The organism is Neobacillus oceani (genome assembly GCF_046237595.1).
Classification (GTDB): Bacteria; Bacillota; Bacilli; order Bacillales; family Cytobacillaceae; genus Bacillus_D; species Bacillus_D oceani.
Genome location: NZ_CP143543.1, coordinates 741,949 through 766,795, shown reverse-complemented (window position 1 = coordinate 766,795; position 24,847 = coordinate 741,949). Strand labels below are relative to the sequence as shown.

Sequence of the window (24,847 nt, the reverse complement as noted above, 5' to 3'; positions counted from 1 at the left end):
AATCAACAGGGCTCATGACTGCCTATTTCCTCAATGAGAGGTAGCGTTCATACCATGTATCAATGAAATCAGGCGCGAACGGTCCTTTGCGCTGGCGAATCCATCTGATTAGTTTTTCAACGTTCCTCTTCAGGATCTGGTCGATGACATCTGGATAATTCATTTCACGTCGGTGGCGCTCATATTCATCCTCATCAAGCAAATTGAAGGTCATATCCGGAAACACTTTGATATCAAGGTCATAATCGATATACTTCAAAGATTCCCCGTCAAAAATGAACGGAGAACTGATATTACAATAATAATGGACACCATCTTCACGGAGCATCCCAATCACATTGAACCAGCATTCCGAATGGAAATAGCAAATGGCCGGCTCCCGCGTTAGCCATGTCCGTCCGTCGGATTCCGTGACAACAGTCCTGTCGTTGCCGCCAATCACAAGGTTTTGTGTTCCTTTCAGAATGGTGGTTTCTTCCCATATGCGATGGATATGCCCATTATGTTTATAGCTGTGAATTTGCATTGGATCTCCTTCAATGGGTAAACCCATGAATCTCCCCTACTTTCATTTCCCGAACGCTTTGCAACCTATGATAAAACAAAAAAACGACAAAAGGCAACAAAAGGCTATTCCTGTTTTCTCCTATTATAACGGTTAAATGGCGATTTTAAAACAAAAGAGCCATTATCGGAAGGAAAATGGCCCTTAAAAAATTTCATTTTTTCCATTAACCGGATACCTCTTTCACATCATTGTTCCCCAACTGATACGACCGGATAACCTCTTCGGTTTGTTCCTCGAATATTTTTTGAATATCCTTTAGCTCAGCCTTCATCCCCCTGATTTCATTCTGGATCGATTCAAGCTCAGTTTCATTTTGCAGCACTTGAAGCTCGGCTTCTATCTCCTGGCATCGTTCAAGTTCTGCCTGCAAATATAGGAGTTTCTCCATCGTTTTCATTTGTTCGGAAACCATTTGGCTAAACGTTTTCAATGTACCACCGCCCCGCTTTAGTTGTTCCCCTATGTATTCTTGAAATTCTCGCCATCTCCTTTGACTAGTTCTGTAGCTTCACAGGAAGTTTTGTCGAAGGTAAAAGAGGATTTATCCCAAGAAACGCAATGATTTTCAGCCCATCGGAAAAAGGAAAAGGCACCCCGTTAAGGGCGCCTTATCGTTACATTTCAATTAGCTGTTTTGGTTTTTACCGCCTTCAGCTTGCTGGTTTTGGCGTCTTACTTCCTGAGCGTTTGTTTCGCTTCCGAACTCAGTGCCAAATTGACCTTGTTGACCTTGAGCAGACTGTTGGTTTTGGCGCCTTACTTCTTGAGCGTTTGTTTCGCTCCCGAATTCAGTGCCGAATTGGCCTTGGCCAGCTTGGGCATTTTGCTGCCTTACTTCCTGGATGTTTGTTCCGGAAGAAGTTTTGCCAGCCTGTTGGTTGAATTTTGCCATTGTAATCACCTCCACGACTATTAATTTGTCCATGAAGGGCTGGCTCTATCCTGAATATTTCGCAGGTAAAAATTTGAGGCCCAGTTATTTTAAATTGTTGATTTCCACTCCGGGCACACGCTTTCTGCGGTGGCGATTTTAGACGAGAAGGGAAATCCCGCCGTCAACGATGATGGTCTGCCCGCAAATCATTTTTGACTGTTCGGAGACGAGGAACATGATCGTATCGACGAGGTCATCGATTTCGACCATCCTGCCCGCTGGCGTTTTTTTCCTTGCTTCCTCTAAAAGTTCCTCCCTATTCGGGAAGTGCTTAAGCGCCTCAGTGTCGACCGCTCCGCCGGAAACAGCATTTACGGCAATGTTTTTCGGTGCGAGCTCGACAGCTAAATAGCGGGTAAGCGCCTCAAGGGCGGCTTTCGAAACTCCTACCGTTGTGTAATTTTCAAGATAGCGGATGGATCCGATCGAACTGATGCTGACGATTTTTCCGCCGCCGTTCTTCTCCATAAGCCTCGCAGCTTCCTGGGCGCAAAATAGGAGCGCCTTGCTATTGATGTTCATTGTCCAGTCCCAGTGCGACTCCTCAAGTTCCATAACTGGACGGAGTACCCCCGAAGCGGCATTATTGACGAAAACATCAAGCCGCCCGAATTCTTCTTCAACCGTGGCGAACATCGAGCGGATTTTTTCAACATCCCCGACGTTGGCTCGGATGATGACCGCTTTTCGGCCAAGTGCCTCGATTTCGGCGGCTGTTTCAAGCGCGGCGCTTTTGCTGCGCGCGTAATTGATTGCAATATCGTAGCCTTCTTTCGCAAGCCGGATTGCGGCAGCCTTGCCGATCCCCCTGCTGCTTCCTGTAACAAGTGCAACTTTTTGAGTCATGTTATGTAATCCCTTTCCTGGTTGATTTGTTTTTATTTTAGCGTTTACGGGTATAGAAGACAATTGAATCCAAACACTAACCATGAATGATCCGCTAGAAAGGAGATTCGCCATGTATGTCGGACGGGATATGACCGAACTGACTATGAAGCCGAAAAGCGAATGGGAAGACAGCGAGCTTGCATTTTTCCATCATTCGCTTCAGCAAGTAGTTCCTTATCTAAATGAAGAAGGCGTGACCATCCATCGGGAAATCGTTGAAGAAATTGAAAGGCGCGGCGGCCTGAATCGGGGGGAAGCCGATTATACCCACGGAACAAAAGTATTCTATGATTAATGATGGAATCCTAACTCTATCCGGCCGGTTTTCCGGCTGTATTTTTATTTAAGCCACATTAAAGCTTGAACTCATCACTCATCGCTGTATAAAGCGCCAGCATTTTTTGATGCGGAACCGGAAGGGCAAATTCCACGAGCCCTTCCAGCGAGACGAGGCGAAGGCTTTCATTCTCCACGACAGGGCCTTCCAGACGCGCCACATAGACGGTGACGTCCCAAACAAGATGGGAAAAAACGTGCTGAACCTGGCCAAGGGCCTCGCCAGCCATTATTTCCACCTCAAAGGCCTCTTTATAAAAACGCTTCAGTTCCTCGCGGGCGTTCCCAATCGGATGATGGACCTCTACGGAAGGAAGCTCCCACAAATTCGCCAGAAGCCCTTCCGCCGGGCGTTTCCTGATTAAGATCCTTCCTTTTCCATCCACGGCAACCGCGGCTGCAAGGCGGACCTGTTTTGGCTTTTTCTTTTTCGCCTTGATGGGAAGGGTATTTTGCTCTCCTTCATGAAAAGCCTGGCAATGCTCCCTGACTGGGCAAAGCAGGCATGACGGCGAAGTTGGGGTACAAATGAGCGCGCCAAGCTCCATCAGCGCCTGGTTAAAGTCGGAAGGCGACTCATGGGAAATCAATTTCCTGACCGCTTCTTCAAAAATCCGGCGCGCGGACGGCTTCGCAATATCCTCACGGATGAGCAAAATACGCGACAATACCCTCATGACGTTTCCATCGACAGCAGGCTCCGGAATTCCATATGCAATACTTAAAATCGCTCCCGCGGTGTAAGGGCCGACCCCTTTCAGAGTGGCGATCTCCTTTGGAGAGTCAGGGATGACGCCATTGTATTTTTCCTTCACTTCCCGGACAGCCGCCTGGAGATTCCTCGCCCTTGAATAATAGCCAAGCCCTTCCCATGCTTTTAAAACTTTATCCTCTTCCGCATCGGCCAGTGCTTCAATCGTCGGGAATTGTGCCAAAAACCTCTGGAAATAAGGGATGACTGTGTCGACCCGAGTCTGCTGCAGCATGATTTCCGAAACCCACACTTTGTATGGATCTTTGTCTTCCCGCCATGGAAGGTTTCTTTGCTCAGCCCGAAACCAGGAAATCAGGTCTTCCTGGAACTGCTTTATATGTATGTTTTCAATATTTTCCAAACGATTCATCTTGAGTTTTATCCTCCCCTATGTTAAAAAACAAGGTAAAGTGGGAATATAATAGTATTATTTCAACTGGGGCAAACTTGCCGCCATATACTAACGTAAAATACGGATTGGCCATTGGCAAGGATTTTTAACAGGAAAAACGATCCTGAAAAAGGAGGAACCGGCACCTTGGATACTGGCACACATGTCGTTATGGGGCTTGCCCTGGGAGGCTTGGCCACTCTTGATCCGGCGGTTGCACCACATACAGCAACAGCCAGCGCCGTCATGATTGGGACAATTATCGGATCACAAATCCCAGATATAGATACCGTTTTAAAGCTAAGGAGCAACGCGGTATATATACGGAACCACCGGGGAATCACCCATTCCGTTCCGGCCGTTTTCCTGTGGCCGCTTTTAATCACAGGAATCATCTTTTTCTTTAACCCGGATGCGAATCTTCTCCATCTGTGGCTATGGACCCAAATTGCCGTTTTCCTGCACGTTTTTGTCGATATTTTCAATGCCTATGGAACTCAGGCACTAAGGCCGTTTTCGTGCAAATGGGTGGCGCTAGGCGTAATCAATACATTCGACCCATTCATATTCGGCATCCATGTCGCCGGATTGGTCGTGTGGATTATGGGTGCTCCTCCTGGCTATACATTCCTCGTCGTGTACGGAATCCTCATTTTTTATTATTTCCTGAGGTTTTCCGCTAAGCGCGAAGTTGTGAACGCAGTCAAACAGATTGTCCCAGACGCAACTCAGATTGTCGTCGCGCCGACGATGAAGTTCCACCACTGGAAGGTAGCTGTTATGACCGAAAGTGAATTTTTTGTCGGCAGGGCTCATGGGAAGACGGTACGGATACTCGATAAATTCAACCGTGTCCCCGTTCCTGACACGCCAGTCATCATCGCCGCGAAAAAAGACACGAATATTTCCGCATTCCTGTCCTTTTCCCCGGTTTATAGGTGGGAGGTCAAGGAATTTGACGATTACTACGAGGTCAGGTTCATCGACCTGCGCTACCGGAGCAACGGCCATTACCCATTCGTCGCCGTCGCGCACCTCGATCCGGACCTGAATATAATCAATTCCTATACAGGATGGATCTTCAGCGAGGAAAAACTACGGAAGAAACTGACCATTCTTCCGAGCTGAACTAGCAAAACATAACGGCAGCCATCATCAGCGGGCTGCCGTTTTCTTGTTAATGCAATTTATTCTTATCCTGCTTCAAATAATGAGCATATTTCGGATTCTGCGCGGCAAATTCATGGAGGCTTCCACCGTAATTCTCAATCCACTGGCGGACCACTTTTTCAGTGATTTCACTGCCCATGTACTCCCTGCCCGCCTTCGCATATGTGGTTTCAAAATCCTCCCAAAGAAGCTCAACCCAAGTGCGTGCCTGGCCATAGGACAGATGGTCATTTTTATCGAGCAAAACCTTCGTCAGCCTTTCATGGTAGTCGTTCATCCTTTTCACCCCCTGGCAGTAAATACAGCTACATATTGATAAAAAATGAACAAATACTATTTATACCGCGGAACAATCCGCTCTGCGGCAAAAACGTGACGGATGGAGGCAGGAGCAATGAGAAACAAGGCAAAGGGCTTCCCGTACGGAAATGATAACAAGTTTGAAGGCGAGCCGCGCGCTAAAGCAGAATATGCTTCAAAAAGGGCGGACGGCACGATCAATACCCATCCCCAGGAACGAATGAAAGCCTCTTCGCAAAGAGACCCGGACCAAATAAGATCTTATTAGATTTTCGTCCGGCCCACATCCCGGCCGAAACCAGGCATCACCAGGTGCCTGGCTTCAGCCTTTTTGAATCAGCATCGAGATCGGCAGCGCCTCTTCCTGTCCCGTCCCCCCTAGGCGGTATCCCCACGCAAAAACACCATTCAGGTAATCAATTTTAAAATAAGAACCAGGATCGCCATCAATTTCGTAAATTTCCCCAGGCTTGAATGTTTTCGGGTCAAGCAAATATGCTTTCGCCATCACAGCCTTACGTTCAAGGACGGCATATTCGTTCACCATCCCCATTTGTTCAGCCTTCCTCGCCTTTTCATTGAGAGTGGCAATCTCACGCCTCAATTCATACTCGGTCATGGCGCTGTACCGTTTTTCCTGTTCCATCCATAAAGCCACCTTCATTGTTATTATAGCTTCAGTATAGTAAATTATAGGGAGTTTTAAAAGGATAGTGCTTATTGGAATGGGAGGATGACAAAATGGATTCTTTTATTGTAACAGGCGCCGGGTCGGGGCTCGGCCGGGAAATCGCCCTGCTTTTAGCTAAAGAAGGATGGGATGTTTTGTTAGCGGGAAGGACGTTGGACAAGCTTCTCCTCGTAAAAGAAGAAATCAAGGCTTCCGGCGGATCCGCCGCTGCCTTGCAACTTGATGTAGCCAATCCGGAAAGCCTGCAGGAAAAGCTTGAACGGGCACTCGAGGGCAAAAACGTCCGTGGCCTCGTCAACAACGCGGGAGTCGGGCATTTCGGGCCTTTTAGAAAAATGGACAACGCACAAATTTTCGAACTGTTCCAGGTGAACGCACTCGGCACCATTTATATGACAAAAGCAGTCCTGCCTTATCTCCAACAGGCGGAATCCTGCTACGTGGTGAATATCATTTCAACCGCAGGCCTCCGCGGCAAAGCAAATGAATCCGTGTATGCAGCAAGCAAGTTCGCGGTGCGGGGCTTTACCGAGAGCCTTCAAAAAGAGTATGAAGGAAGCGGGATCAAGTTCACCGCAGCCTATATGGGCGGCATGGATACGCCTTTTTGGGAAGGGAGCGAGCATGTGGCTGATTCCTCAAAATTCATGCTTCCGCTTGATGTAGCCCGGCGGATTGTTGAAGGCTTGGGAGAAAAGGAAATCATCATTGAACGGCAAAAATAGCGCGCGGGATATCAATCTTCACCGCGCGCTTCTAGATAGCGTTCAATCAGTTCAATTGGAAACCCTTTACGGAAAAGGGTTTCTTTCATTTTCCTCTCATAAGCGTAGCCTGTCAGATTGGCATGCTTTCGATGGGCCTTTTCGCCCTGCAGACGGATTGCTTCGAGTTCGTCTTCCTCATCCCTGCCAAAATCGCCCTCGTCCAAGGCGAATTGGATTGCGTCAGTGTGGTAACCCTTCCGGCGAAGCATCGCATCTAGCTTTTGCTTGAGAATCCGCTCTGATTCCCCGGAGTACTTGCGGGCATATTTTTCGGCAAGCGACTTTGCTTTTTCAAACTGTTCTTCAGGGGTGTATTGCTTTAGCGCTTCCTCAATGAGCGGGTCGGCGATCCCTCTTTCCTTCAGCTCCATCCGGACAACATAAGCCCCTTTATCGGTCGTGCTGATTTGCGTCCTTACATACGCATCGGCGTATTCGGCGTCATTCAAGTACCCTTGTTCAAGCAACCTGTGGATGACTTCGTTAATGGCCGCTTCTTCAAGTTTTTTTTCCTTCAGATGCTTGCGAACTTCTTTTTCAGTCCTCATTTTATGGGACAGGTAGTTGATTGCATTGTTATACGCTTTGCGGATTTCATCATGGTATCCGACCTCCGCCAGCGCGAACTCATCAAGCTCCATACCTTTTCTCAATTTAAATTTAATAATAACGGCTTCATCGGCACTGAAGGCGAATTCTTCCCCTTTGCCGAAATCGATATAAATATTGTATCTTCCTGTATCACGCTTCTGGGTGGTGATTTTCGTAATGATTGCCATTTTCCTCACCTCTTCTTCACTGTACCACACACCAAGAGTGCCTTTCATATAGGAAGAAGCTAAAATAGAATTAACCAGGTTTTCAGAGGGGAGGAATTGGGATGAAAATCACGATTGCCGGGGGCAGCGGCTTTTTGGGCGGCGCCTTTGCGGATACGTTGCTCGAGAAGGGACATGAGGTGTTTATTTTAACAAGAAAGAAAAAGGAAAGCGGCAGGACCGGGCTAACATATGTACAATGGCTCTCCGAGGGCAGCCGTCCTGAACATGAACTTGTGGGGATAGATGTCTTTATCAACTTTGCCGGCGAGTCGCTGAACAGCGGACGCTGGACCACTGAACGTAAGGAACGGCTTTTGATGAGCAGGCTTGCAGCGGCAAACGAAGCCGTCCGAATCATGGCCGCCATGGAAGAAAAGCCGAAAGTCCATATTGCCGCTAGCGCGGTCGGGTTTTACGGAACTTCCGATGATAAAACGTTTACAGAAGTAAGCCCTTCGGGGAACGACTTTCTCGCGGATGTGGTCAAACGCTGGGAAGATGCGAGCCTACAAGCGGCACATTTTGGCATCCGGACCGTCCTGTGCAGGTTTGGAATCATCCTTGATGGCAAAGAGGGCGCGTTGCCAAGGATTGCCCTCCCCTACAAAATGTTCGGAGGCGGCACGGTTGGCTCGGGCCGGCAATGGGTGTCATGGATCCATCTTGATGATGCCGTTTCCGGGATTCTTTTTGCCATTGAAAATGAAGGCGTTAGCGGTCCGGTTAATTTTACCGCACCTGAACCTGTTCCAATGAAGGAGTTTGGAAAGACGGTTGGGAAAGTGCTCGGGCGCCCACACTGGCTGCCGGTTCCCGGTTTCGCTTTGAAGCTTTTGCTTGGTGAAATGAGTACGCTCGTCCTGGAAGGCCAAAGGGTTTTGCCGGAAAAGTTGCATGATATGGGTTTTAACTTCCGTTTTCCGGAGTTGGAACCCGCACTTAAAAATATATACAAAAGTTGAATCATTCCCCCTCGTTAAGGAAAGGATTGGAATAGCAGCATACTTTTCTTGAAGGAAGGGATCAAATATGGAAAAACGCAAAAAGGATAAGGCGAGGCTTACGTTGACGGCCACACAGGAAGTCCTTTATCAACGGGAATTTAAAGCGGCGGACAGGGCGGCGGGCTTTGAAGGGCCGAAACTGAGGAAGCGGTAAGGCGAGGATTGCAGTTTTTCCAGGGAAGGTTAGCAAGGCGGCTTTCTGAAAAATTTCCCACTTATGGCTGAGGCTGTGGCGGAAACGATAATACTGCGGGTTACTCCGCAATTTATTTCCGAAAGGGGTTTTTCGTGATGGCCCGTTCACGCGGACACAGGAATCGTGACAAGAACACAGCTTCCCTGCCACAAACTCCAAAGAACCTGAAAATTACCGATGGGCGAGACGTCGAATTTGACCGGGACCTTGCCGACCACGACGACCTAGAGGCAATGGCCAGGTCAAAAGCCGCCGACCAAAGGGTGAAAAGCAGGCGGAAATAATCAATAAAAAACGAGCATTCGCCTGGTTAGGTTGGCAAATGCTCGTTTTCCCAAAAACAGATGAAAAAAGAAGCAGGGCGGCCCTGCTCCTTTTTTATAGTTACGCTTTATTTGCGACAGCCTTTTTATTGATTGCAGCTTTTAGATAAGGTACCGCGAAACGGTCAACGCCCCAGTAGGTTGCGCCGCTGCCAGCGAACAAGAGGACAACTGCCACTGTGTAAAGGATTGGGTTTGTGCTTGTTGTTCCTGCAAGCAAGAAGTTCAGGTTCATGAACGCAGCTGCTATCAGAGCCGGAATTGTTGCTGCTCCCAAGATCAGTCCCAGGCCAACCAGTGTTTCACCCCAAGGAATCAGGACATTAAAGAGATCAATATTTGGAGCTGCTACATTTTGTAGGAAATTGGCATACCAGCCTTGGACGGCTGGATGATCTCCGCCAGCTTTTGCAATAGCGCCTTGTAGGAATCCGCCTGCATCAAAACCTCCTGTTATCTTGCCCCAGCCTGCTTGTAACCATTGAAGGCCCAACCAAACCCTTGCGATTGTCCAAATTACTGCTACTTGTGGTGTTTGATACCATTTTTTCATTTTAACCAACTCCTGTTTTTGTTTTTTGTGAAATTATTCACATACTTAACGAAAAAAGTTTATTTAGAATAAGTTCTGATGTTTAATGTTTAAGTTTGTGAATGTTTTCACTTACTTTCTACACCCTTACTATACTCCCTTGTATAAAAACTATCAATATATTTTTATAGATTTCACTATGTTTATAGTGAGTATTTGACTAAAATGTGAACGACTGTGGATATAGGGGATATTGTGGATAAATTTTGTGGGTATAACAAAATAAAGGTATGTGGAAATCGAAGTTTGTGTATAACATTTGGGGGTTTTTCTGTGGATAAAGTGGATAAGTCTGTGGATGATTGTTAAAATAACAATCTTTCTGTGGACATCCTAGTGAATAACTGAATGTGTCCCCAAAATAACGTTTAAATATGGACGAGTACGGGAATTGATACTTTCTTCTCTACATTCTCTCGGGTTACCTTAAACTTGTAGAGATAGATTTTTAATAGAATGTTGAATGGAGATGGCTTGTTTGGTACTAAAATTACTTAACGATTTGATTTCCATTAACAGTAGTTCGGTTGAAGGGGCAAATGAAGCAGTACGGTTTTGCGGTGACTGGCTCCAAGAAAACGGGCTTCCGGTTTCTTTTTTCGAAAATAATGGCTACACAATGCTTGTTTCTGAAATCGGGAGCGGCGACTTTACTCTCGTCCTGAATGGCCATGTCGATGTGGTAGCCGCAAAAGCGGGCCAGTTCCTCCCTTATGAGCGGGACGGAAAGCTTTACGGCAGAGGCTCGGCCGATATGAAGGCCGGGGTCGCGGCGATGATGTCCGCGCTTTCCGAATTAAATGGCAGGGAACTCGGAATTAAGGTCCAGCTGCAAATTGTTTCCGATGAGGAAATTGGCGGATTCAATTGCACAGGCTTTTTAGTCGAAAAAGGCTATAGAGGGGATTTCGCGATTTGTGGAGAGCCGACGGGGCTGGGCATCGCCAACCAGGCAAAGGGCGTTCTGCGTACTGATTTGCGGGTAACAGGAGAAGCGGCGCATGGGAGCCGCCCATGGGAAGGGATTAACGCGATTGAGAAGGCATACGGAATTTATCGTGAAATTCTTAGGCTTCCATTCGCATGCGAAAGCAGCGATTATTACGAAAAACCGTCGATCAATTTGGCTAAAATTAATGCCGGCGGGGCCTACAATGTTGTGCCAGACCAATGCATGATGGGCTTTGATATCCGCTACCTCCCAGGCCAGGACAAAGATGAAATCCTTCGCCAAATAAGCGGAATTGAAGGCGTACAGCTTATTCCTGGGATGTTTTCGAATCCCGTCAATACAGAGCGCAGCCACCCTTTCCTGCAACTGCTTGGCGAAATCGTTCCGCGGCACACCGGGCGGGAAGCCAATTATTTTGGCCAGCATGGAAGCGCGGATACTGTCTTTTTTGCAAAATACGGAATACCTGCCATTGAATTTGGCCCCGCCGGCGGCAATTGGCACGGCGATGAGGAATACGTGGAAATTGACTCGGTGCTGGCTTTTCGGAATATCCTTGTTGAACTGGCTTCTTCCGGCAGATTGGCGGAGTTTAAGGGATTGACTAAGAAAGAACGCGGTTAAAATGGTAGCTTATCATTAGTGAACCTTTGGCATTAATGCCGAATCAGGGCGTAATAATGCCGAATGGGCTTATAATAATGCCGAATGGAGCCGCAATAACGCCGAAATCAGCAATAATAACGCCGAATTTGGCATTAATAATGCCAAACGAAGCATTATTAATGCCAAAAAAGAGATTAATTCTGCCTAACAGGGATTTACAGCCCATTGGATGGCCCTTATGTTAACTGAATCCAGTTAATATAAGGGCCACGGTATCAAAACACAAAAAAACGCGCCGCCCATCAACTTTAGAGGGCGGCGCGTTACGTTAATGCTTACAATGGCAGGAGGGCGATGGTTTCTTTTGACCGGAGTGATTCAATCATGTCCAACCATTCCTTTGGCTTGTTGGACAGGACGGAGTAATAGGTTGTCAGGAAATCTACTACAAGCGAGGCTTCGACAGTATCCTGGCTTTCATCGCCCGGCATGAAGCCTAGGTCGAGACCGGAGACGGCTTCCCCATTGTTCTCCCATGATGGGTGTACGTACTCAAGGTCAAGGCGCTTGTAGCCGAGATGGGAAAGTACTTCGCGTCTTACATACGGGTCCATTACCTTAACCCCGCCAAACTCGTATTCCTCAACACGGTAAGGGTCATAGATTTCAGCAAACATGCCGTGCAGCTGTTCCTTTCCGTTTTTTTCGGCAAGCTCCTTCAGGTCGTTCATACGATTTACAGCTAGGAAGCGGCCGATGCCTTTTCCAGGCTGGCCGATAATCGTGAAATCAGTCATGGCGATGTTCCAATTTTCATAATAACGGTATTCAGTCGCGCCAATGACTTCATCTCCGTCCACAGCGACAAACACACGGATGCCCGGGTCTTCAAGCGGTTCTTTCCAAAGGTCGTATTCAAGTACTTCCTCCGGAGGGAAAATTTCCCCCATGAGATTGTGCAGTTTTCTAAAATTCGGGTCTTCGATGCTTGTAATGCGCTTAAATTCCATTTCCAGGTACTCCTTCGTTTTTAAATGGGTTTTTCCATTCCATGATGACTGCATAATTGCCAGATTCCTCGTCTTCAAGGTAATCTTTTACGACAGCAACCGGCACCCGCCCGCAACGCAGAAGGAAGGTTATGACTGGGTCCTTCAGTTCTCCCGACATCACCTTTTCAAGGTACTGTTCTGGAGTCATCGATGAAGCAACCTTATGGTAGCCCGGCATCCTGCCCCCACCGACGAGCCTGTCGATTCCTTGTTCAATAACAACATGGTACATGGCCTGCATCATCAATTTTCCAAGTCCAAGCTTTCGGTTCTTTGGCCTGACACTGATGTCTACTATATAAAGCGAGTTTCCGTCTGGCAGGTGATTACGGATATATCCGTTATCCGTTACGTCTTCCCACGTATGGTCCGGATGGGCTGGATCAAAGTTGACTCTGAGCCCGGTAAGCGAACCGGCCAGGTTTCCATCAACCAACACGCAAAGCGCCCCCTCTGGGAACAGCTCCACATGGTTTGCCAACTGCTCCTTGTTCCACCAAAGGTCCTCGGGGAATGGCGGAGGGAAGCATTCGGACTGGATTTCAATTAACCCGTCAAAGTCATCCTTCGTATAATTCCTGATGCAAACGGAATATGGCTTCCCCTGCTCGTATACAAAAAACTCGCTTTTGTACATTCTCCTCACCCTTCCGATTCAGTTTTTTCCCAATCAACGTATAAATCGGTCCTCCGGTCGCGCCATGTTGTCACAGATCCGCGTTCGCGGACTTCATATAGTAGTTCCAGGTCCAAGTCGGCGGTTACAATCATATCATCATTGATTTCGCCTTCAACCATCAGCCCTTTTGGCGGGAAAGGAATATCGTTTGGTGTAATAACGACAGCCTGGCCAAAATTCAGGCGCATGAAGTCGACCGTCGGAAGCGCGCCGACTGTCCCCGTCAACACAACGTACACCTGGTTTTCTATTGCCCTTGCGTGGCTTGTGTAACGGACGCGGTGGAAGCCGTGGCGGTCATCGGTACATGATGGGCAGAAAATTACATCGGCGCCTTTTGCTTTGGCCATGCGGACGATTTCCGGGAATTCGATATCATAGCATGTAAGAATGGCAATTTTGCCTTTTTCTGTGTCAAAAATACGGAAGCTGTCGCCTTTCTCCATATTCCATTCATGAACCTCGGTTGGAGTGATATGAAGCTTTGCCTGCTCTTCTATTCTCCCATCCGGGTAAAATAAATGGGCTGTATTATAGAGCTTGCCTCCCCTTTCAACTACATGGGTACCGCCGATAATGTGCATGCCGGTTTTTTTGGCTAACGAGGCAAACAGTTCCCGGTATTGCTCAGTGAAACTTGGCAGGTCGTTTATTGTCAGCGCCTTGCCCGTACCGTCTCCAATTGAAAGCAGCTGGGTGGTGAAAAACTCAGGAAAAAGGACAAACTCTGCCCCAAACTCCTCCGCCGTTTTTATATAATGCTCGCATTGAGCCGCAAACTCCTCAAAAGATGAAATCGTATGAAGATGATACTGAACCGCGGAAACCCTTAACTTCATAGGACACACTTCCCCCTATCCCAAAATTGATTTCCTATATTATCCCTTATTTCGATTAAAACTGATACCGTTTTGCATCAAAGAGAGCCAAAAGGGTGCCATGCGCCATAGTGGGACAAAAATGTCCCGCAACGGTGCATGACACCCACAAATACTACTTACTAGGCCAGAAGGGTTTTGGCAAGCTGGATTTGTTTTTGAACTTGGTCCGGGGCGGTTCCTCCGTAGCTGTTGCGTGCTCCGGCGACGTGTTCGGGGGTGAGGATTTTGTATATGTCGCCGTGGAACAGTTCGCTGAATGACCTGTATTCGTCCATGGTTAATTCAAGTAGGTATTTGTTGTTCTGGATGCAGTAAAGGACGATTTTCCCAATCACCTCGTGTGCTTCGCGGAACGGCATTCCTTTCGCGGCGAGATAATCCGCGATATCGGTCGCATTCGAGAAATCCTCGTTCAGCGCCTGGCGCATGACTTCACCGTTCACTTTCATTGTTTCGATCATTGGTGCGAGAAGCTTCAACGAGCCTTCCAGCGTTTCCACCGTATCAAACATGCCTTCCTTGTCTTCTTGCAGGTCCTTATTGTACGCAAGCGGCAAACCTTTCAAGACGGTCAAGAGGCCGATAAGGTTCCCGTATACCCTGCCTGTTTTTCCGCGTAAAAGTTCCGGGACATCCGGGTTCTTCTTTTGCGGCATAATGCTTGATCCTGTGCAGAAAGAGTCGTCGAGTTCAACAAAACGGAATTCCTGGCTCGACCAGATGATTAGTTCTTCGGAAAGCCTGGATATATGGGTAATAATAATAGAACCAATCGATAGGAATTCGAGGATGAAGTCCCTGTCGCTTACCGCGTCCATGCTGTTCGGGTAAATCGTTTCAAAACCAAGGAGCCCGGCGGTCATTTCCCGGTTGATCGGGAAGGTTGTCCCAGCGAGGGCCCCTGATCCTAGCGGCATCCAGTTCACACGTTTCAGGCTATCCTTGAGCCTTTCCTTGTCCCGCTCAAACATCCAGAAATACGCCATTAAATGATGCGCGAACGAAACTGGCTGGGCGCGCTGGAGATGGGTATAGCCGGGAATCAGCGTATCAATATGCTCATTCGCTTTCTCGACTATCGCTTCCTGGACATTTTCAACAAGGCCGATCAGTTCATTCGTCTTGGTTCTGAGGTACAGGTGCATATCGGTTGCGACCTGGTCGTTCCGGCTTCTGCCCGTATGCAGCTTCCCGCCAACGGGGCCGATCAGTTCAATCAGCTTCTTCTCGATATTCATATGAATATCTTCATCTTCTATTAAAAACTCAATCTCGTTGTTTTTGGCCATCTCACGGATTTCATGGAGCCCACCAACAATTTTCTCGACGTCCTCCATTGGGATAATTCCACACTCGCCCAGCATTTTTGCATGGGCAAGGCTACCTTCGATGTCCTCCTCGACCAGCTTTTTATCAAAAGAAATTGAAGCGGTAAACTCTTCAACCAATTTATTAGTCTCTTTTGTAAAGCGGCCGCCCCATAATTTTGACATAAGCCTGCCTCCTGATGGTACATGCGGGCTTCCTTATTTTTTTCAGAGGAAGCCGCAAGTTTAATAGTTGTTTTCCGGCCATTCGATCCCCAGTCTAAAAAGGAACCCCTTTCCCGTCGGGTGGCTTCTTTTAATAAAGGGAGTTACTTCAGGACGGACTGCTTGCTGTTCACCTGGGAATAGACCTTTGTCGGCAAGCCCCAAATTTTTATGAAGCCTTCCGCCGCAAGATGGTCGAACGCGTCGCCCTTCGAATAAGTTGCAAGCTCTTCGTTATACAGGCTGTATGGCGATTTACGGCCAACCGTCATATGTGTCCCTTTATGAAGTTTGACACGGATTGTACCTGTCACAACTTCCTGTGTTTGGTCTACAAACGCATCCAGCGCGGCTTTCAGCGGCGAGTACCAAAGGCCTTCATAAACGATTTTCGCCATCTGTTGGTCGACCTGCGTCTTGAATTGGGTTACTTCGCGCGGCAAAGTCAGGAATTCCAGCTCCTTGTGCGCCTGGATCAGGATTAGTGCTGCCGGGTTTTCGTACACTTCCCTTGACTTGATGCCAACAAGGCGGTTTTCGATATGGTCGATACGGCCAATGCCATGCTTTCCGCCAATCTCATTCAGCTTTTCGATTAGATCGACAAGCGGCAGCTGCTCGCCATTCAATGCGGTTGGCACGCCTTTTTCAAAATCGATTTCAATATATTCCGGCGTGTCCGGCGCTAGTTCAATTGGATTCGTCCAATCAAAAGCCGCTTCAGGCGCCTCTGCCCAAGGATCTTCCAGAACCCCCGCCTCGCACGCACGTCCCCAAATATTCGCATCAATTGAGAACGGATTGTCTAAGTCTACAGGAATCGGAATCCCTTTTTCCTGTGCATACTTGATTTCTTCATCCCTGGTCATTCCCCATTCACGTACTGGAGCTACAACCTTCAGGTTAGGGTTCAGTGCCTGGATGGACACCTCGAAACGGACCTGGTCGTTTCCTTTTCCTGTGCAGCCATGGGCCACGGCGGCCGCGCCTTCTTTTTCGGCAACCTCAACAAGCAATTTTGAGATGAGCGGCCTTGACAATGCCGAAGATAACGGATATTTCCCTTCATACAGGCAGTTGGCCTTCAGGGCAGGGACGATGTATTCTTTTGCTAAAAGTTCCTTTGCATCAATCATGTAGGCCTTGATTGCGCCGACATTCAGCGCTTTCGTGCGGATGGCTTCCAAATCCTTGCCTTCACCGACATCAAGCCCGAGCGCGATTACGTCGTACCCGTATTTTTCCTGAATCCATTTAACGGAGACGGATGTATCCAATCCGCCCGAATATGCCAAAACAATTTTTTCTTTCGCCATGTGTCTGCACCTCTTTAGTAGGTTATATTTTTCAGTTGTTTTTTTAAAAATTATCGCTGACGCACTGTTATCCCACAAGCAACGCTTTGAGGATGGCTTTCTGGGCGTGAAGCCTGTTTTCGGCTTCGTCGAACACAACGGAGTGAGGGCCATCAATAATGCCTTCGGTGACTTCCTCGCCGCGGTGGGCTGGCAGGCAGTGAAGGAAGAGATAATCCTTGTTTGCGAGGCTGCACAGTTCTTCATTCACCTGGAATGGGGCGAATGTTGCCAGGCGTTCCTTCGCTTCCTCTTCCTGTCCCATACTCGTCCATACGTCCGTAACGACCACATCGGCTCCGGAAATCGCTTCACGTGGATCCTCCGTTATTAAAACATTGCTTTCCGACAAGCCTGCCTCTTTTTCCACCTGGCTCACAATCGAGCTGTTCGGCTCATAGCCTGGAGGGCTAGCAACGCTGATATGCATACCCATTTTGACTGCCCCTTCCAGGAGGGAATGGGCCATATTATTATTGCCGTCGCCGATATAGCAGAGCTTCAGGCCTTCAAGATAACCTTTGTTTTCGTAAATTGTTAGCAGGTCGGCCATTACCTGGGCCGGGTGATGGAGGTCGGTCAGCCCGTTGATGACCGGAACGGATGCATGCTCGGCAAATTCTTCAATTCGCTCGTGCCCAAAAGTACGGATCATTACCGCATCAACATACCGGGAAAGGACTTTCGCTGTGTCTGCGATCGTTTCGCCGCGCCCGAGCTGAAGGTCCTTTGTGCTTAAAAAGATCGCCTGGCCGCCGAGTTGCATCATGCCCACTTCGAATGACACGCGTGTCCGGGTCGATGATTTTTCAAAAATCATCCCGAGAACCTTGCCGCTTAGGAATGCCTGTGGTTTCCCCTGCTTTTGCGCCTTCTTCAGCTGAACAGCCGTTTCAAGCAGCCAGCCGATTTCTTCCTGTGAAAAATCCGCCAGCCGTAAGAAATCCTTCCCCTTTAAATTTGGTACGAATGATTCTCCCTTTCTGATTGCATTCAGCATGTTGTTCCCCTCCGTTTTAAAAACTCCCGGCCGTCTTGGCATGTACGGCCTTAAAACCGGGAGATTCACTATTAATTTATAAAAACCCCATTGGCAAAATTGCTTTTACAAAACGCTTAAAACTTGTTTAAAGCTCTATCTAAAATGTCCAGGAACTGGTCCGCTTCTTCCTTTGAAGCAGTGAGCGGCGGGAGGATCCTGATTACATCAGGGCCGGCTGTCAGAATGAGCAGTCCCTCCTCAATTGCCGTTTTTACAATATCAAGTGCATTTCCATCAATTTTTATTCCCTTCAAAAGGCCAAGCCCGCGGATTTCCTTAACAACCGAATGCTTTGCTTTCAATTCGGCAAGGCCTTCATCCAGGTAGCTTGCCAGACCGGCTGCCTTCTCCAAGACTCCCCCACCAAGCATTGCTTTTACTGTCGCAAGTCCTGCTGTAGCAGCAAGCGGGTTGCCGCCGAATGTACTTCCGTGGCTTCCCGGTTCAAATCCCTTCGCGGCTTCACTTCCGGCAATAATCGCTCCAATCGGGAAACCGGAGCCGAGCCCTTTCGCAAGTGAAATGACGTCCGGCACGATTCCGTATTGTTCGTAGGCGAACAATGTCCCAGTCCGGCCAATCCCGGTCTGGACTTCATCAATCATGAGCAGGATGCCTTTTTCCCGGCAAATGGCCTCGAGTTCCTTCACCCAGGCCGGATCCGCGGGAATGACTCCTCCCTCCCCCTGGACAAGCTCCAGCAAGACTGCGCAGGCATTGCTCTCTTTAATTTCACCAAGTGAAGCCATGTCATTGAATTGCATGTAGCGGAAGCCCGGTAGAAGCGGGCTAAATCCATCTTGGATTTTTTCCTGTCCGGTTGCGGTCAGTGTCGCCATTGTCCTGCCATGGAATGACTGCCTGAAAGTAATAATTTCGGGTGAATCGTTCCCTTTTATTTTCCGCGCGTATCTTTTCGCAAGCTTGATTGCCGCTTCATTCGCTTCAGCTCCGCTGTTGCAAAAAAACACTTGCTCCCCAAAGCTGTTTTCAACAAGAAGTTTGGCCAGTTCTTCCTGGGCTGGAATATGGTAAAGATTCGAGCAATGCCATAATTGATCCAGCTGCTTTTGAACCTCGTTTTTCACCTGGTCGGGTACATGGCCGAGATTGCATACCGCAATTCCCGATGTGAAATCAAGGTATTTGTTTCCGTCCGTATCCCAAACATGGCTCCCCTTCCCTTTGGCAAGGGAGATTGGGAATCGGCTATACGTTTGCATGAGTGCCGATACTTGTTCTGCTGTACTATTAGTTGCCATGGATGGCCTCCTGTTCAACGATTATTTTCGTTCCCTGAATTTCCCCACGGGCGTATGAAAGCAAGCTCCCCGGCTCAAGGCCATTCATGATTGCCGCCTCTCTTACTCCGAAATTAAGCGCGTTGACCGCGGCCCTTACTTTGGGAATCATCCCGCCCCAAATTTGGCCTGATGCAATCAATCCATCAATTTCGGCTGGTGTGGCTGCATCGAGTTTCACTTTTTCCCCTTCTTTTTCAACAAGGATGCCGGGGATGTCACTTATAAAACAAAGGTTTGCCCCGAGTGATGCTGCAACCGCCGCTGCGGCTGTATCACCATTTATGTTGTATCTCTGCCCGGTTCCATCCATTCCAATCGGGGAAATGACCGGGATGAAGCCGCCTTCGACAAGGTGCTCGATTATCGATGTTTGCACGTTCGATACCTCTCCGACAAAGCCAAGCATGCCCGCATTTTCCGCCGGCCGTGCTTCCAGGAGCCCTCCGTCCGTACCGCTGATTCCGATTGCCCTGCCGCCGGCGATTCCAATGTTCCGGACTAGTTGTTTATTGGCCAATCCGCTCAGCGCCATTTCGGCTACATCAAGCACTTCGTTGCTCGTAATCCTTAAGCCCCCGGCAAATTCGGTTTTGATATCCAATTTCGCGAGAAGTGACGTAATCAGTGGGCCGCCGCCATGCACAATGATTGGCGACCATTCGCCGGATTGCTTTAACGCGACAATATCTTCATAAAATGCTTGCGGCATATCTTCCATAATGCTTCCGCCACACTTAATTACCAAGAAGCCCATCTTGTACCCCCATTCTGGACATCAGGTCCGGTACGATGCGTTAATTTTCACATAATCATACGTAAGGTCGCATCCCCACGCCGACGCTTCCGCATCACCCTGGTTCAGATCGACCAAAATATCGACCTCGGTTCCGCCGAGATACACCTTTACCTCTTCTTCTGAAAAAGGAAGCGGCAAGCCGTTTGCGAAAACAGGGTAGGAACCGATTGAGACTGCAACATTTTCCGGGATTACTGGAACGCCGCAATAGCCGATGGCCGCGACAATCCGCCCCCAGTTTGCATCCTGGCCGTAAATCGCCGTCTTTACAAGGTTCGATGAGATGATTGTTTTGCCCACTGTCCTTGCATCTTCAAGGCTCTTTGCGCCAACCACTTTTACCTCGACAAGCTTTGTCGCCCCCTCGCCATCGCGGGCGATTTGTTTTGCGAGCGATTCACAAACCTCTTTCAGGCCGCCGGCAAATGCCAACCAGTCGGGGTGTGCCGCATTTAGGGCTTCATTCCCCGCAAGGCCATTTGCCATGACGAGGACCATGTCATTCGTGCTGGAGTCCCCATCGACCGTAATCATATTGAAGGTTTTATTCGTTGTATCCTTCAAAGCTGACAGCAAAGCTGCCTGTTCAATATTGGCATCGGTAGTGACAAAGGCGAGCATCGTGGCCATATTCGGATGGACCATTCCCGAGCCCTTTGCCGCCCCGCTGATTGTAACGGTTTTACCGTTTATATTAATTTCGGCAGCAGCACTTTTCACGCAAGTATCTGTCGTTAAAATCGCTTTTTGAAACTCTGCCGGCCCTTCAAATTCCTGATTAAGGATTGTGTCTATACCTTTGCGGATGCAATCCATCGGAAGCAGTTCGCCGATGACACCCGTTGATGTGACAGCGACTAGATGGCTCCCGATTCCGAGCTTCCCAGCGAACAGCTGCTGCATTTCGTACGCATCCTGCATTCCCTGATCTCCTGTGCAAGCATTGGCATTTCCTGAATTGACGATTAGCGCCTGGATTTTGTTTTCAATAGCGATGCTTCGTTGCGTAACCGCAAGAGGCGCCGCCTGGAAACTGTTCGTTGTATAAACGCCTGCCGCAACAGCAGGGACCTCGGATACAATGTAGCCTAAATCGTGGCGCTTCCTCTTGATGCCGCAGTGCGTCCCTCCTGCCTTGAATCCCTTGGGCAAAAGAAAAACGCCCTTTTCTTCCGAACCAATTTTCCCGCTCACTGTTGCCTGCACGTGCTTGTTCCCCTCTTTCCATTCGGAATTTTTTTAAAAAAAAGTGGTTATTTCGTTGTTTCATGGTTTCCTTACGGATAAAACGAAATATCTTCAAGGCCAGCCCGGACATCCCAGCCATTCATCAGGTTCGCATTTTGAATGGCCTGGCCCGCGGCCCCTTTCATGAGATTGTCGATTGCGGAGACAATTGTCAGCCGGTTCGTCCTTTCATCTAAATAAAGCCCGATATCACAAAAATTGCTTCCGGCTACTTCCTTCGTCGCTGGAACATTCCCTTCAGGCCGTACCCGTACAAAAGGATGGCTGCTGTAGTACTCTCTATAAAGGTTCCTGACTTCTTCCAATAAAATCGATTCCGTCAAGTTAACGTATAACGTCGCAAGTATGCCTCTCGTCATCGGTACGAGATGTGCGGTGAATGTTACTAGTACCGGCTTACCTGCCTCTTTCGAAAGGATTTGCTCAATTTCAGGAATATGCTGGTGGGAACCAAGCTTGTAAGCTTTTATGTTTTCGTTCACCTCGGAAAAATGTGTGCCAAGGGATACGCCCCGTCCCGCTCCTGAAACACCTGATTTGGCATCGATAATGATAGACTGCAAGTCCGCAAGCCCACTTTTTATAATAGGCAGCAGCCCCAATAGGGAAGCCGTCGGATAACAGCCTGGGTTTGCTATAATTCTAGAATTCTTTATATAATCGCTATAAATTTCACTTAATCCATAAACCGCCTGGCCGATTATTTCCTCGCCGGCGGGTGTGTGGCCGTACCACTTTTCGTAGGCATCCGGTGAAGTAAGCCTGAGGTCTCCAGATAAATCAATGCACCGGACCCCGTATGCCGTAAGATCAGGAACGAGTGTTTTGCTGATGCCTGATGGGACTGCAAGAAACACAATTTCTGCTTCCTTGCTAATCTTTTCCGCATCAAAACTTGCCATCCTGTTGTCAATTGTTCCTGCCGCATGCGGAAAAACTTCGCTGAATACAGTTCCTGCATTCGAACTGGAAACGATCGGCCCCAACTCCAGATGCGGATGTTTGTTTATGAGCCGAATCAATTCAAGTGCACTGTATCCCGTTCCACCAATAATCGCTGCTTTCACACTCCATCCCTCCAATATTGAATTATTATAATTACATACTCATAATTATGCAAGTAGTCTTTTAAAAAAAATTAAATTCTTTATGATAAATGGGCATTTACCCCTAATAATTGGATATGAAGGATAAGCAATATTCATTTCATTGTATAAAAATATATAAATTTGACCTTTAGCGAGTAAAGCCGAGAACAAAATGCGTAAGCGCCTTCGCGACAGGCAAAGATCGCCTGTCCCTGCGATGATTATTCGAAGGAGCTTTCCTTAGTGGTCAGCCCCGACCAGCATAAGACGGGGCCCGCAGGACGGGCCAGCCCTCCGGAGGGAACCGGCTTATGACCTCGAGGGGCTAGGCGCTAGAGCTGGATTACAATAACTTGTTTTGAGGTATCCACAAGGATCAATTTTAAAGTTTCCTTAAAAACAAAAAAAACAGGCCGCCAATCGACAGCCCGTTCCTTCTAGAATTTTGCTATTTCAAAAACTTTGTAACCGTATCAACCCTGTTAGTCCAAATCCAGCCCTGAAAACTTTCTGGTACCCGTTCCGTATCTTCCTGTGTATCAAATCCCTCCGAAAAACCTCCATCGCCGGCTACAAGGACTACCCTCGTTCCGGCATCTTCCATTCGGTCGACAAATTTCCCAGGCCAGCCCCAAAGCCATGGCGCGATTTTTTCAGGGATGTGAACCTGTGTCCGCTCGCATGTTTTCGGTACATAGCCTGCCCAGCCAACCGCCATATAAGGAAGAAGACAGCTTTTCATTGTAGCCTTAGACATAACTCTCAAATCAGGGAGCTCCTCTTTAAGAGAAGCAATCGGTTCGTCCCCTCCATATACCGTTAGCTGCCCAAGCATTCCCTCTGAAAAACTCCGAAAATACTCCGCGAGCATTTTCCCTTCCTCAGGATCACTGCTTTTGATATGAATCAGTAAATCTTTATCTGGAAACTGTTTTAATACTTCATCTAGCGAAGGCATTAGACCAATGCCCTTCCCTCTGAATGGAAAGGTTTTTCCGCCGTCAGCCGTGTAGCCATAGCCTATGTCCAGCTTTTTCAGCTCTTCCATTGTAAAATCCCTTGTCACGCCTGCTCCGTCCGTCCTGCAGCTAAGTTCCCAGTCATGGAACACTGCAAACTTCCCATCCTTCGTTGGGTGGATATCCAGTTCAACTACATTGGCCCCGTTTTTAAAGGCAGCTTCCATCGAAGGGATTGTGTTTTCCAGGTAGCCATGCTCTGGCGGGTAGATCCGTTCTGCCGTGCACGTCTCATTCGTGATGCCAGTCATATCAAACGTCTGGGCTACCCCCCTGTGGGCAAGGAGCTTTGTTTTCCCTATTTTGTTGCTGCTGAAGATGGATGTATTGTTTACGAAAATGAAAAGAGCCAGTATCGCCAAAAAAATGGCCATTCGCCTTCCAACCTTGCGCTTCTTCATAAAATCCCCCTTAGAAAAAAGGCATTGCCCGCCAACTGGACAATGCCTTCATCAATCTTATCCCTGCTGTTTGAAATAGTTCATTGCCCAGTTGATACCGTTTTTATCGGTTACCTGCGCATGGAGCGCGCCAAAGAAAGTATCCTGCAGTTCAACCGTTACTTTTCCGCCTTCACTTAAAGCAGTATAGACATTTTTGATTTCATCCTCTGAATCACAGGTAAGGATAATCTTGACCATATCGCCAGGAACTGGTTCCTGCTTGAACTTGAATGCAAAATGGATGTAGGACCCGTTTCCAAAATGAAGCTCAGCGTGGAGTAGGTTTCCTGCGTGCTCATTCAGCACTTTTACCTCGCCGCCAAGAATCCCCTGATAAAACTCGATTGCCTCCTGGCAGTTATCTACTAGAACATATGGGCTTGCGCTTTTCATAAATGTACCCTCCCGGATTGTGCTTTCTCTAGCAGTATAGCACACTGAGGCGGGGCCTTAAAACAAGCTAAAATATTTTTGCGAATACGCATGTGTCACGCAATTCCCCGTCAACGGAAAGAACATCGTTTCTCAGGATTCCTTCCAGTTTAAAACCTAACCGTTCAGGAATCGCCCTGCTTTTCACGTTCCGGGAATCACAGCGAATTTCAATCCTTTTGGCGGACAGTTGGGAAATGGCAAAATCAACAATTCCTTGGACAGCTTCTGTCATAAACCCGTTTCCGCTGTATCGGCTGTCAATCCAATAGCCAATTTCAAATTTCGGAACGCTCCAATCAATCCTGTGAAGGCCGGATGAACCGATTAACGCTCCTGATTGCTTGTCGAACACGAGCAGCCGCAGGTCTTCCCTTTTGATGAATTTTGCGTATGCCTCCCGGATGTTCGCTTCCACATCCTCTTCGGTTTGTTCGATTTTGGCAAACGGCATCCACGGCTTTAATTCCTGAACAGATGCCTTGATCGCTTCAAATACCGCTTTTCCGTCACCAGGTTTCGGCAGCCTGATCAGTAATCTCTTAGTCTCAAATTCGCTCGGAAACTCTTTTAAAATAGGAACCATGCCTCTCGCTTCCTTTCAACCTTGTCCTTCCGGTTAATTTCTTCCAAATTGATTTCACCAATTATATACCTTAACGCCATTTCTGCATAGATGTATT

General features: G+C 48.1%; 31 protein-coding genes. 8 read left to right on the top strand and 23 right to left on the bottom strand.

The genetic code is table 11. The features are described 5' to 3' along the window. Positions 1-22: 22 nt before the first annotated feature. The 4 genes from V1499_RS03730 to fabL all read right to left on the bottom strand — a co-directional run bounded on the left by V1499_RS03730 (position 23) and on the right by fabL (position 2,348). The gene (locus V1499_RS03730; protein ID WP_409273920.1) at positions 23-553 is read right to left on the bottom strand and encodes a DUF402 domain-containing protein; all 531 of its coding nucleotides are present in this window, start codon (positions 551-553) and stop codon (positions 23-25) included. Positions 554-731: 178 nt separating this feature from the next. Then, positions 732-980, bottom strand: a complete 249-nt coding sequence (locus V1499_RS03725; protein ID WP_409276219.1) for a YgaB family protein — start codon at positions 978-980, stop codon at positions 732-734. 213 nt (positions 981-1,193) lie between these two features. Continuing rightward, on the bottom strand, positions 1,194-1,460 hold the full coding sequence (locus tag V1499_RS03720; protein ID WP_409273918.1) for a gamma-type small acid-soluble spore protein: 267 nt from the start codon (positions 1,458-1,460) through the stop codon (positions 1,194-1,196). A 138-nt stretch (positions 1,461-1,598) separates the two neighbouring features. Then, positions 1,599-2,348, bottom strand: a complete 750-nt coding sequence (gene fabL, locus V1499_RS03715; protein WP_316570316.1) for an enoyl-[acyl-carrier-protein] reductase FabL — start codon at positions 2,346-2,348, stop codon at positions 1,599-1,601. Between the two features lie 112 nt (positions 2,349-2,460). Between fabL and V1499_RS03710 the strand changes: the two genes are divergently transcribed. After that, complete coding sequence (locus V1499_RS03710) at positions 2,461-2,685, top strand: hypothetical protein (RefSeq protein ID WP_409273914.1); 225 nt, start codon at positions 2,461-2,463, stop codon at positions 2,683-2,685. A 58-nt stretch (positions 2,686-2,743) separates the two neighbouring features. On the opposite strand, the gene mutY is transcribed toward V1499_RS03710, so the two are convergent. Next, positions 2,744-3,850, bottom strand: a complete 1,107-nt coding sequence (mutY, locus tag V1499_RS03705) for an A/G-specific adenine glycosylase (protein WP_409273912.1) — start codon at positions 3,848-3,850, stop codon at positions 2,744-2,746. A 168-nt stretch (positions 3,851-4,018) separates the two neighbouring features. Between mutY and V1499_RS03700 the strand changes: the two genes are divergently transcribed. Then, entirely contained in the window at positions 4,019-4,999 is a 981-nt protein-coding gene (locus V1499_RS03700; protein ID WP_409273911.1) for a metal-dependent hydrolase, read from the top strand. 49 nt (positions 5,000-5,048) lie between these two features. Here the strand turns inward: V1499_RS03700 and V1499_RS03695 are convergent, their stop codons facing one another. Further along, entirely contained in the window at positions 5,049-5,318 is a 270-nt protein-coding gene (locus V1499_RS03695; RefSeq protein ID WP_316570310.1) for a YfhJ family protein, read from the bottom strand. Positions 5,319-5,435: 117 nt separating this feature from the next. Between V1499_RS03695 and V1499_RS03690 the strand changes: the two genes are divergently transcribed. After that, positions 5,436-5,609, top strand: a complete 174-nt coding sequence (locus tag V1499_RS03690; protein WP_115452862.1) for a small, acid-soluble spore protein K — start codon at positions 5,436-5,438, stop codon at positions 5,607-5,609. Between the two features lie 54 nt (positions 5,610-5,663). On the opposite strand, the gene V1499_RS03685 is transcribed toward V1499_RS03690, so the two are convergent. Further along, positions 5,664-5,987: a YfhH family protein gene (locus tag V1499_RS03685; protein WP_409273909.1), complete on the bottom strand. Its 324-nt coding sequence runs from the start codon at positions 5,985-5,987 to the stop codon at positions 5,664-5,666. Positions 5,988-6,082: 95 nt separating this feature from the next. On the opposite strand from V1499_RS03685, the gene V1499_RS03680 reads away from it, so the two are divergent. Further along, positions 6,083-6,757, top strand: a complete 675-nt coding sequence (locus V1499_RS03680; protein WP_409273907.1) for an SDR family NAD(P)-dependent oxidoreductase — start codon at positions 6,083-6,085, stop codon at positions 6,755-6,757. 11 nt (positions 6,758-6,768) lie between these two features. Here the strand turns inward: V1499_RS03680 and recX are convergent, their stop codons facing one another. Beyond that, positions 6,769-7,578, bottom strand: coding sequence for a recombination regulator RecX (gene recX / locus V1499_RS03675; protein ID WP_409273906.1), 810 nt, complete (start codon positions 7,576-7,578; stop codon positions 6,769-6,771). Positions 7,579-7,679: 101 nt separating this feature from the next. Here recX and V1499_RS03670 point away from each other — a divergent pair, with 101 nt between their 5' ends. The 3 genes from V1499_RS03670 to V1499_RS03660 all read left to right on the top strand — a co-directional run bounded on the left by V1499_RS03670 (position 7,680) and on the right by V1499_RS03660 (position 9,104). Continuing rightward, a complete protein-coding gene (locus V1499_RS03670; RefSeq protein WP_409273904.1) occupies positions 7,680-8,582 on the top strand; it encodes a TIGR01777 family oxidoreductase in 903 nt (300 codons plus the stop codon). A gap of 67 nt (positions 8,583-8,649) precedes the next feature. Continuing rightward, the gene (locus V1499_RS03665) at positions 8,650-8,778 is read left to right on the top strand and encodes a YfhE family protein (RefSeq protein ID WP_409273902.1); all 129 of its coding nucleotides are present in this window, start codon (positions 8,650-8,652) and stop codon (positions 8,776-8,778) included. Positions 8,779-8,915: 137 nt separating this feature from the next. After that, complete coding sequence (locus tag V1499_RS03660) at positions 8,916-9,104, top strand: YfhD family protein (RefSeq protein ID WP_409273900.1); 189 nt, start codon at positions 8,916-8,918, stop codon at positions 9,102-9,104. A 100-nt stretch (positions 9,105-9,204) separates the two neighbouring features. Here V1499_RS03660 and V1499_RS03655 read toward each other — a convergent pair whose 3' ends face one another. Further along, positions 9,205-9,696 carry a DoxX family membrane protein gene (locus V1499_RS03655; RefSeq protein ID WP_409273898.1) on the bottom strand — a complete coding sequence of 164 codons (492 nt, stop codon included), beginning with the start codon at positions 9,694-9,696 and terminating at the stop codon, positions 9,205-9,207. Positions 9,697-10,213: 517 nt separating this feature from the next. Between V1499_RS03655 and V1499_RS03650 the strand changes: the two genes are divergently transcribed. Next, entirely contained in the window at positions 10,214-11,311 is a 1,098-nt protein-coding gene (locus tag V1499_RS03650; RefSeq protein WP_409273897.1) for a M20 family metallopeptidase, read from the top strand. A gap of 43 nt (positions 11,312-11,354) precedes the next feature. Here the strand turns inward: V1499_RS03650 and V1499_RS03645 are convergent, their stop codons facing one another. The 14 genes from V1499_RS03645 to V1499_RS03580 all read right to left on the bottom strand — a co-directional run bounded on the left by V1499_RS03645 (position 11,355) and on the right by V1499_RS03580 (position 24,750). Beyond that, a complete protein-coding gene (locus V1499_RS03645; RefSeq protein WP_409273896.1) occupies positions 11,355-11,519 on the bottom strand; it encodes a hypothetical protein in 165 nt (54 codons plus the stop codon). 109 nt (positions 11,520-11,628) lie between these two features. Continuing rightward, positions 11,629-12,303 (bottom strand): GNAT family N-acetyltransferase, encoded by a 675-nt coding sequence (locus V1499_RS03640; RefSeq protein ID WP_409273895.1) that lies wholly within the window; start codon positions 12,301-12,303, stop codon positions 11,629-11,631. After that, positions 12,293-12,982 carry a GNAT family N-acetyltransferase gene (locus V1499_RS03635; RefSeq protein WP_409273894.1) on the bottom strand — a complete coding sequence of 230 codons (690 nt, stop codon included), beginning with the start codon at positions 12,980-12,982 and terminating at the stop codon, positions 12,293-12,295. Before V1499_RS03635 ends, V1499_RS03640 begins: the two co-directional genes overlap by 11 nt. A gap of 5 nt (positions 12,983-12,987) precedes the next feature. Beyond that, positions 12,988-13,863: a carbon-nitrogen hydrolase family protein gene (locus tag V1499_RS03630; protein WP_409273892.1), complete on the bottom strand. Its 876-nt coding sequence runs from the start codon at positions 13,861-13,863 to the stop codon at positions 12,988-12,990. A 161-nt stretch (positions 13,864-14,024) separates the two neighbouring features. After that, complete coding sequence (gene argH / locus V1499_RS03625) at positions 14,025-15,398, bottom strand: argininosuccinate lyase (protein WP_409273890.1); 1,374 nt, start codon at positions 15,396-15,398, stop codon at positions 14,025-14,027. A 143-nt stretch (positions 15,399-15,541) separates the two neighbouring features. Further along, positions 15,542-16,753 carry an argininosuccinate synthase gene (locus V1499_RS03620; RefSeq protein ID WP_409273888.1) on the bottom strand — a complete coding sequence of 404 codons (1,212 nt, stop codon included), beginning with the start codon at positions 16,751-16,753 and terminating at the stop codon, positions 15,542-15,544. Between the two features lie 67 nt (positions 16,754-16,820). Beyond that, positions 16,821-17,792: an ornithine carbamoyltransferase gene (argF, locus tag V1499_RS03615; protein ID WP_409273887.1), complete on the bottom strand. Its 972-nt coding sequence runs from the start codon at positions 17,790-17,792 to the stop codon at positions 16,821-16,823. Between the two features lie 116 nt (positions 17,793-17,908). Further along, positions 17,909-19,096 (bottom strand): acetylornithine transaminase, encoded by a 1,188-nt coding sequence (locus V1499_RS03610; RefSeq protein ID WP_409273885.1) that lies wholly within the window; start codon positions 19,094-19,096, stop codon positions 17,909-17,911. Beyond that, on the bottom strand, positions 19,086-19,892 hold the full coding sequence (argB, locus tag V1499_RS03605) for an acetylglutamate kinase (protein WP_409273884.1): 807 nt from the start codon (positions 19,890-19,892) through the stop codon (positions 19,086-19,088). Before argB ends, V1499_RS03610 begins: the two co-directional genes overlap by 11 nt. A 21-nt stretch (positions 19,893-19,913) precedes the next feature. Continuing rightward, positions 19,914-21,140, bottom strand: coding sequence for a bifunctional ornithine acetyltransferase/N-acetylglutamate synthase (argJ, locus tag V1499_RS03600; protein ID WP_409273883.1), 1,227 nt, complete (start codon positions 21,138-21,140; stop codon positions 19,914-19,916). Positions 21,141-21,211: 71 nt separating this feature from the next. Then, positions 21,212-22,249, bottom strand: coding sequence for an N-acetyl-gamma-glutamyl-phosphate reductase (gene argC, locus V1499_RS03595; RefSeq protein WP_409273881.1), 1,038 nt, complete (start codon positions 22,247-22,249; stop codon positions 21,212-21,214). A gap of 469 nt (positions 22,250-22,718) precedes the next feature. Beyond that, positions 22,719-23,690 carry a glycerophosphodiester phosphodiesterase family protein gene (locus V1499_RS03590; RefSeq protein WP_409273879.1) on the bottom strand — a complete coding sequence of 324 codons (972 nt, stop codon included), beginning with the start codon at positions 23,688-23,690 and terminating at the stop codon, positions 22,719-22,721. A 57-nt stretch (positions 23,691-23,747) separates the two neighbouring features. Continuing rightward, positions 23,748-24,125 (bottom strand): VOC family protein, encoded by a 378-nt coding sequence (locus V1499_RS03585; protein WP_409273878.1) that lies wholly within the window; start codon positions 24,123-24,125, stop codon positions 23,748-23,750. Positions 24,126-24,192: 67 nt separating this feature from the next. Next, the gene (locus V1499_RS03580) at positions 24,193-24,750 is read right to left on the bottom strand and encodes a GNAT family N-acetyltransferase (RefSeq protein ID WP_409273876.1); all 558 of its coding nucleotides are present in this window, start codon (positions 24,748-24,750) and stop codon (positions 24,193-24,195) included. Between the last annotated feature and the right edge of the window lie 97 nt (positions 24,751-24,847).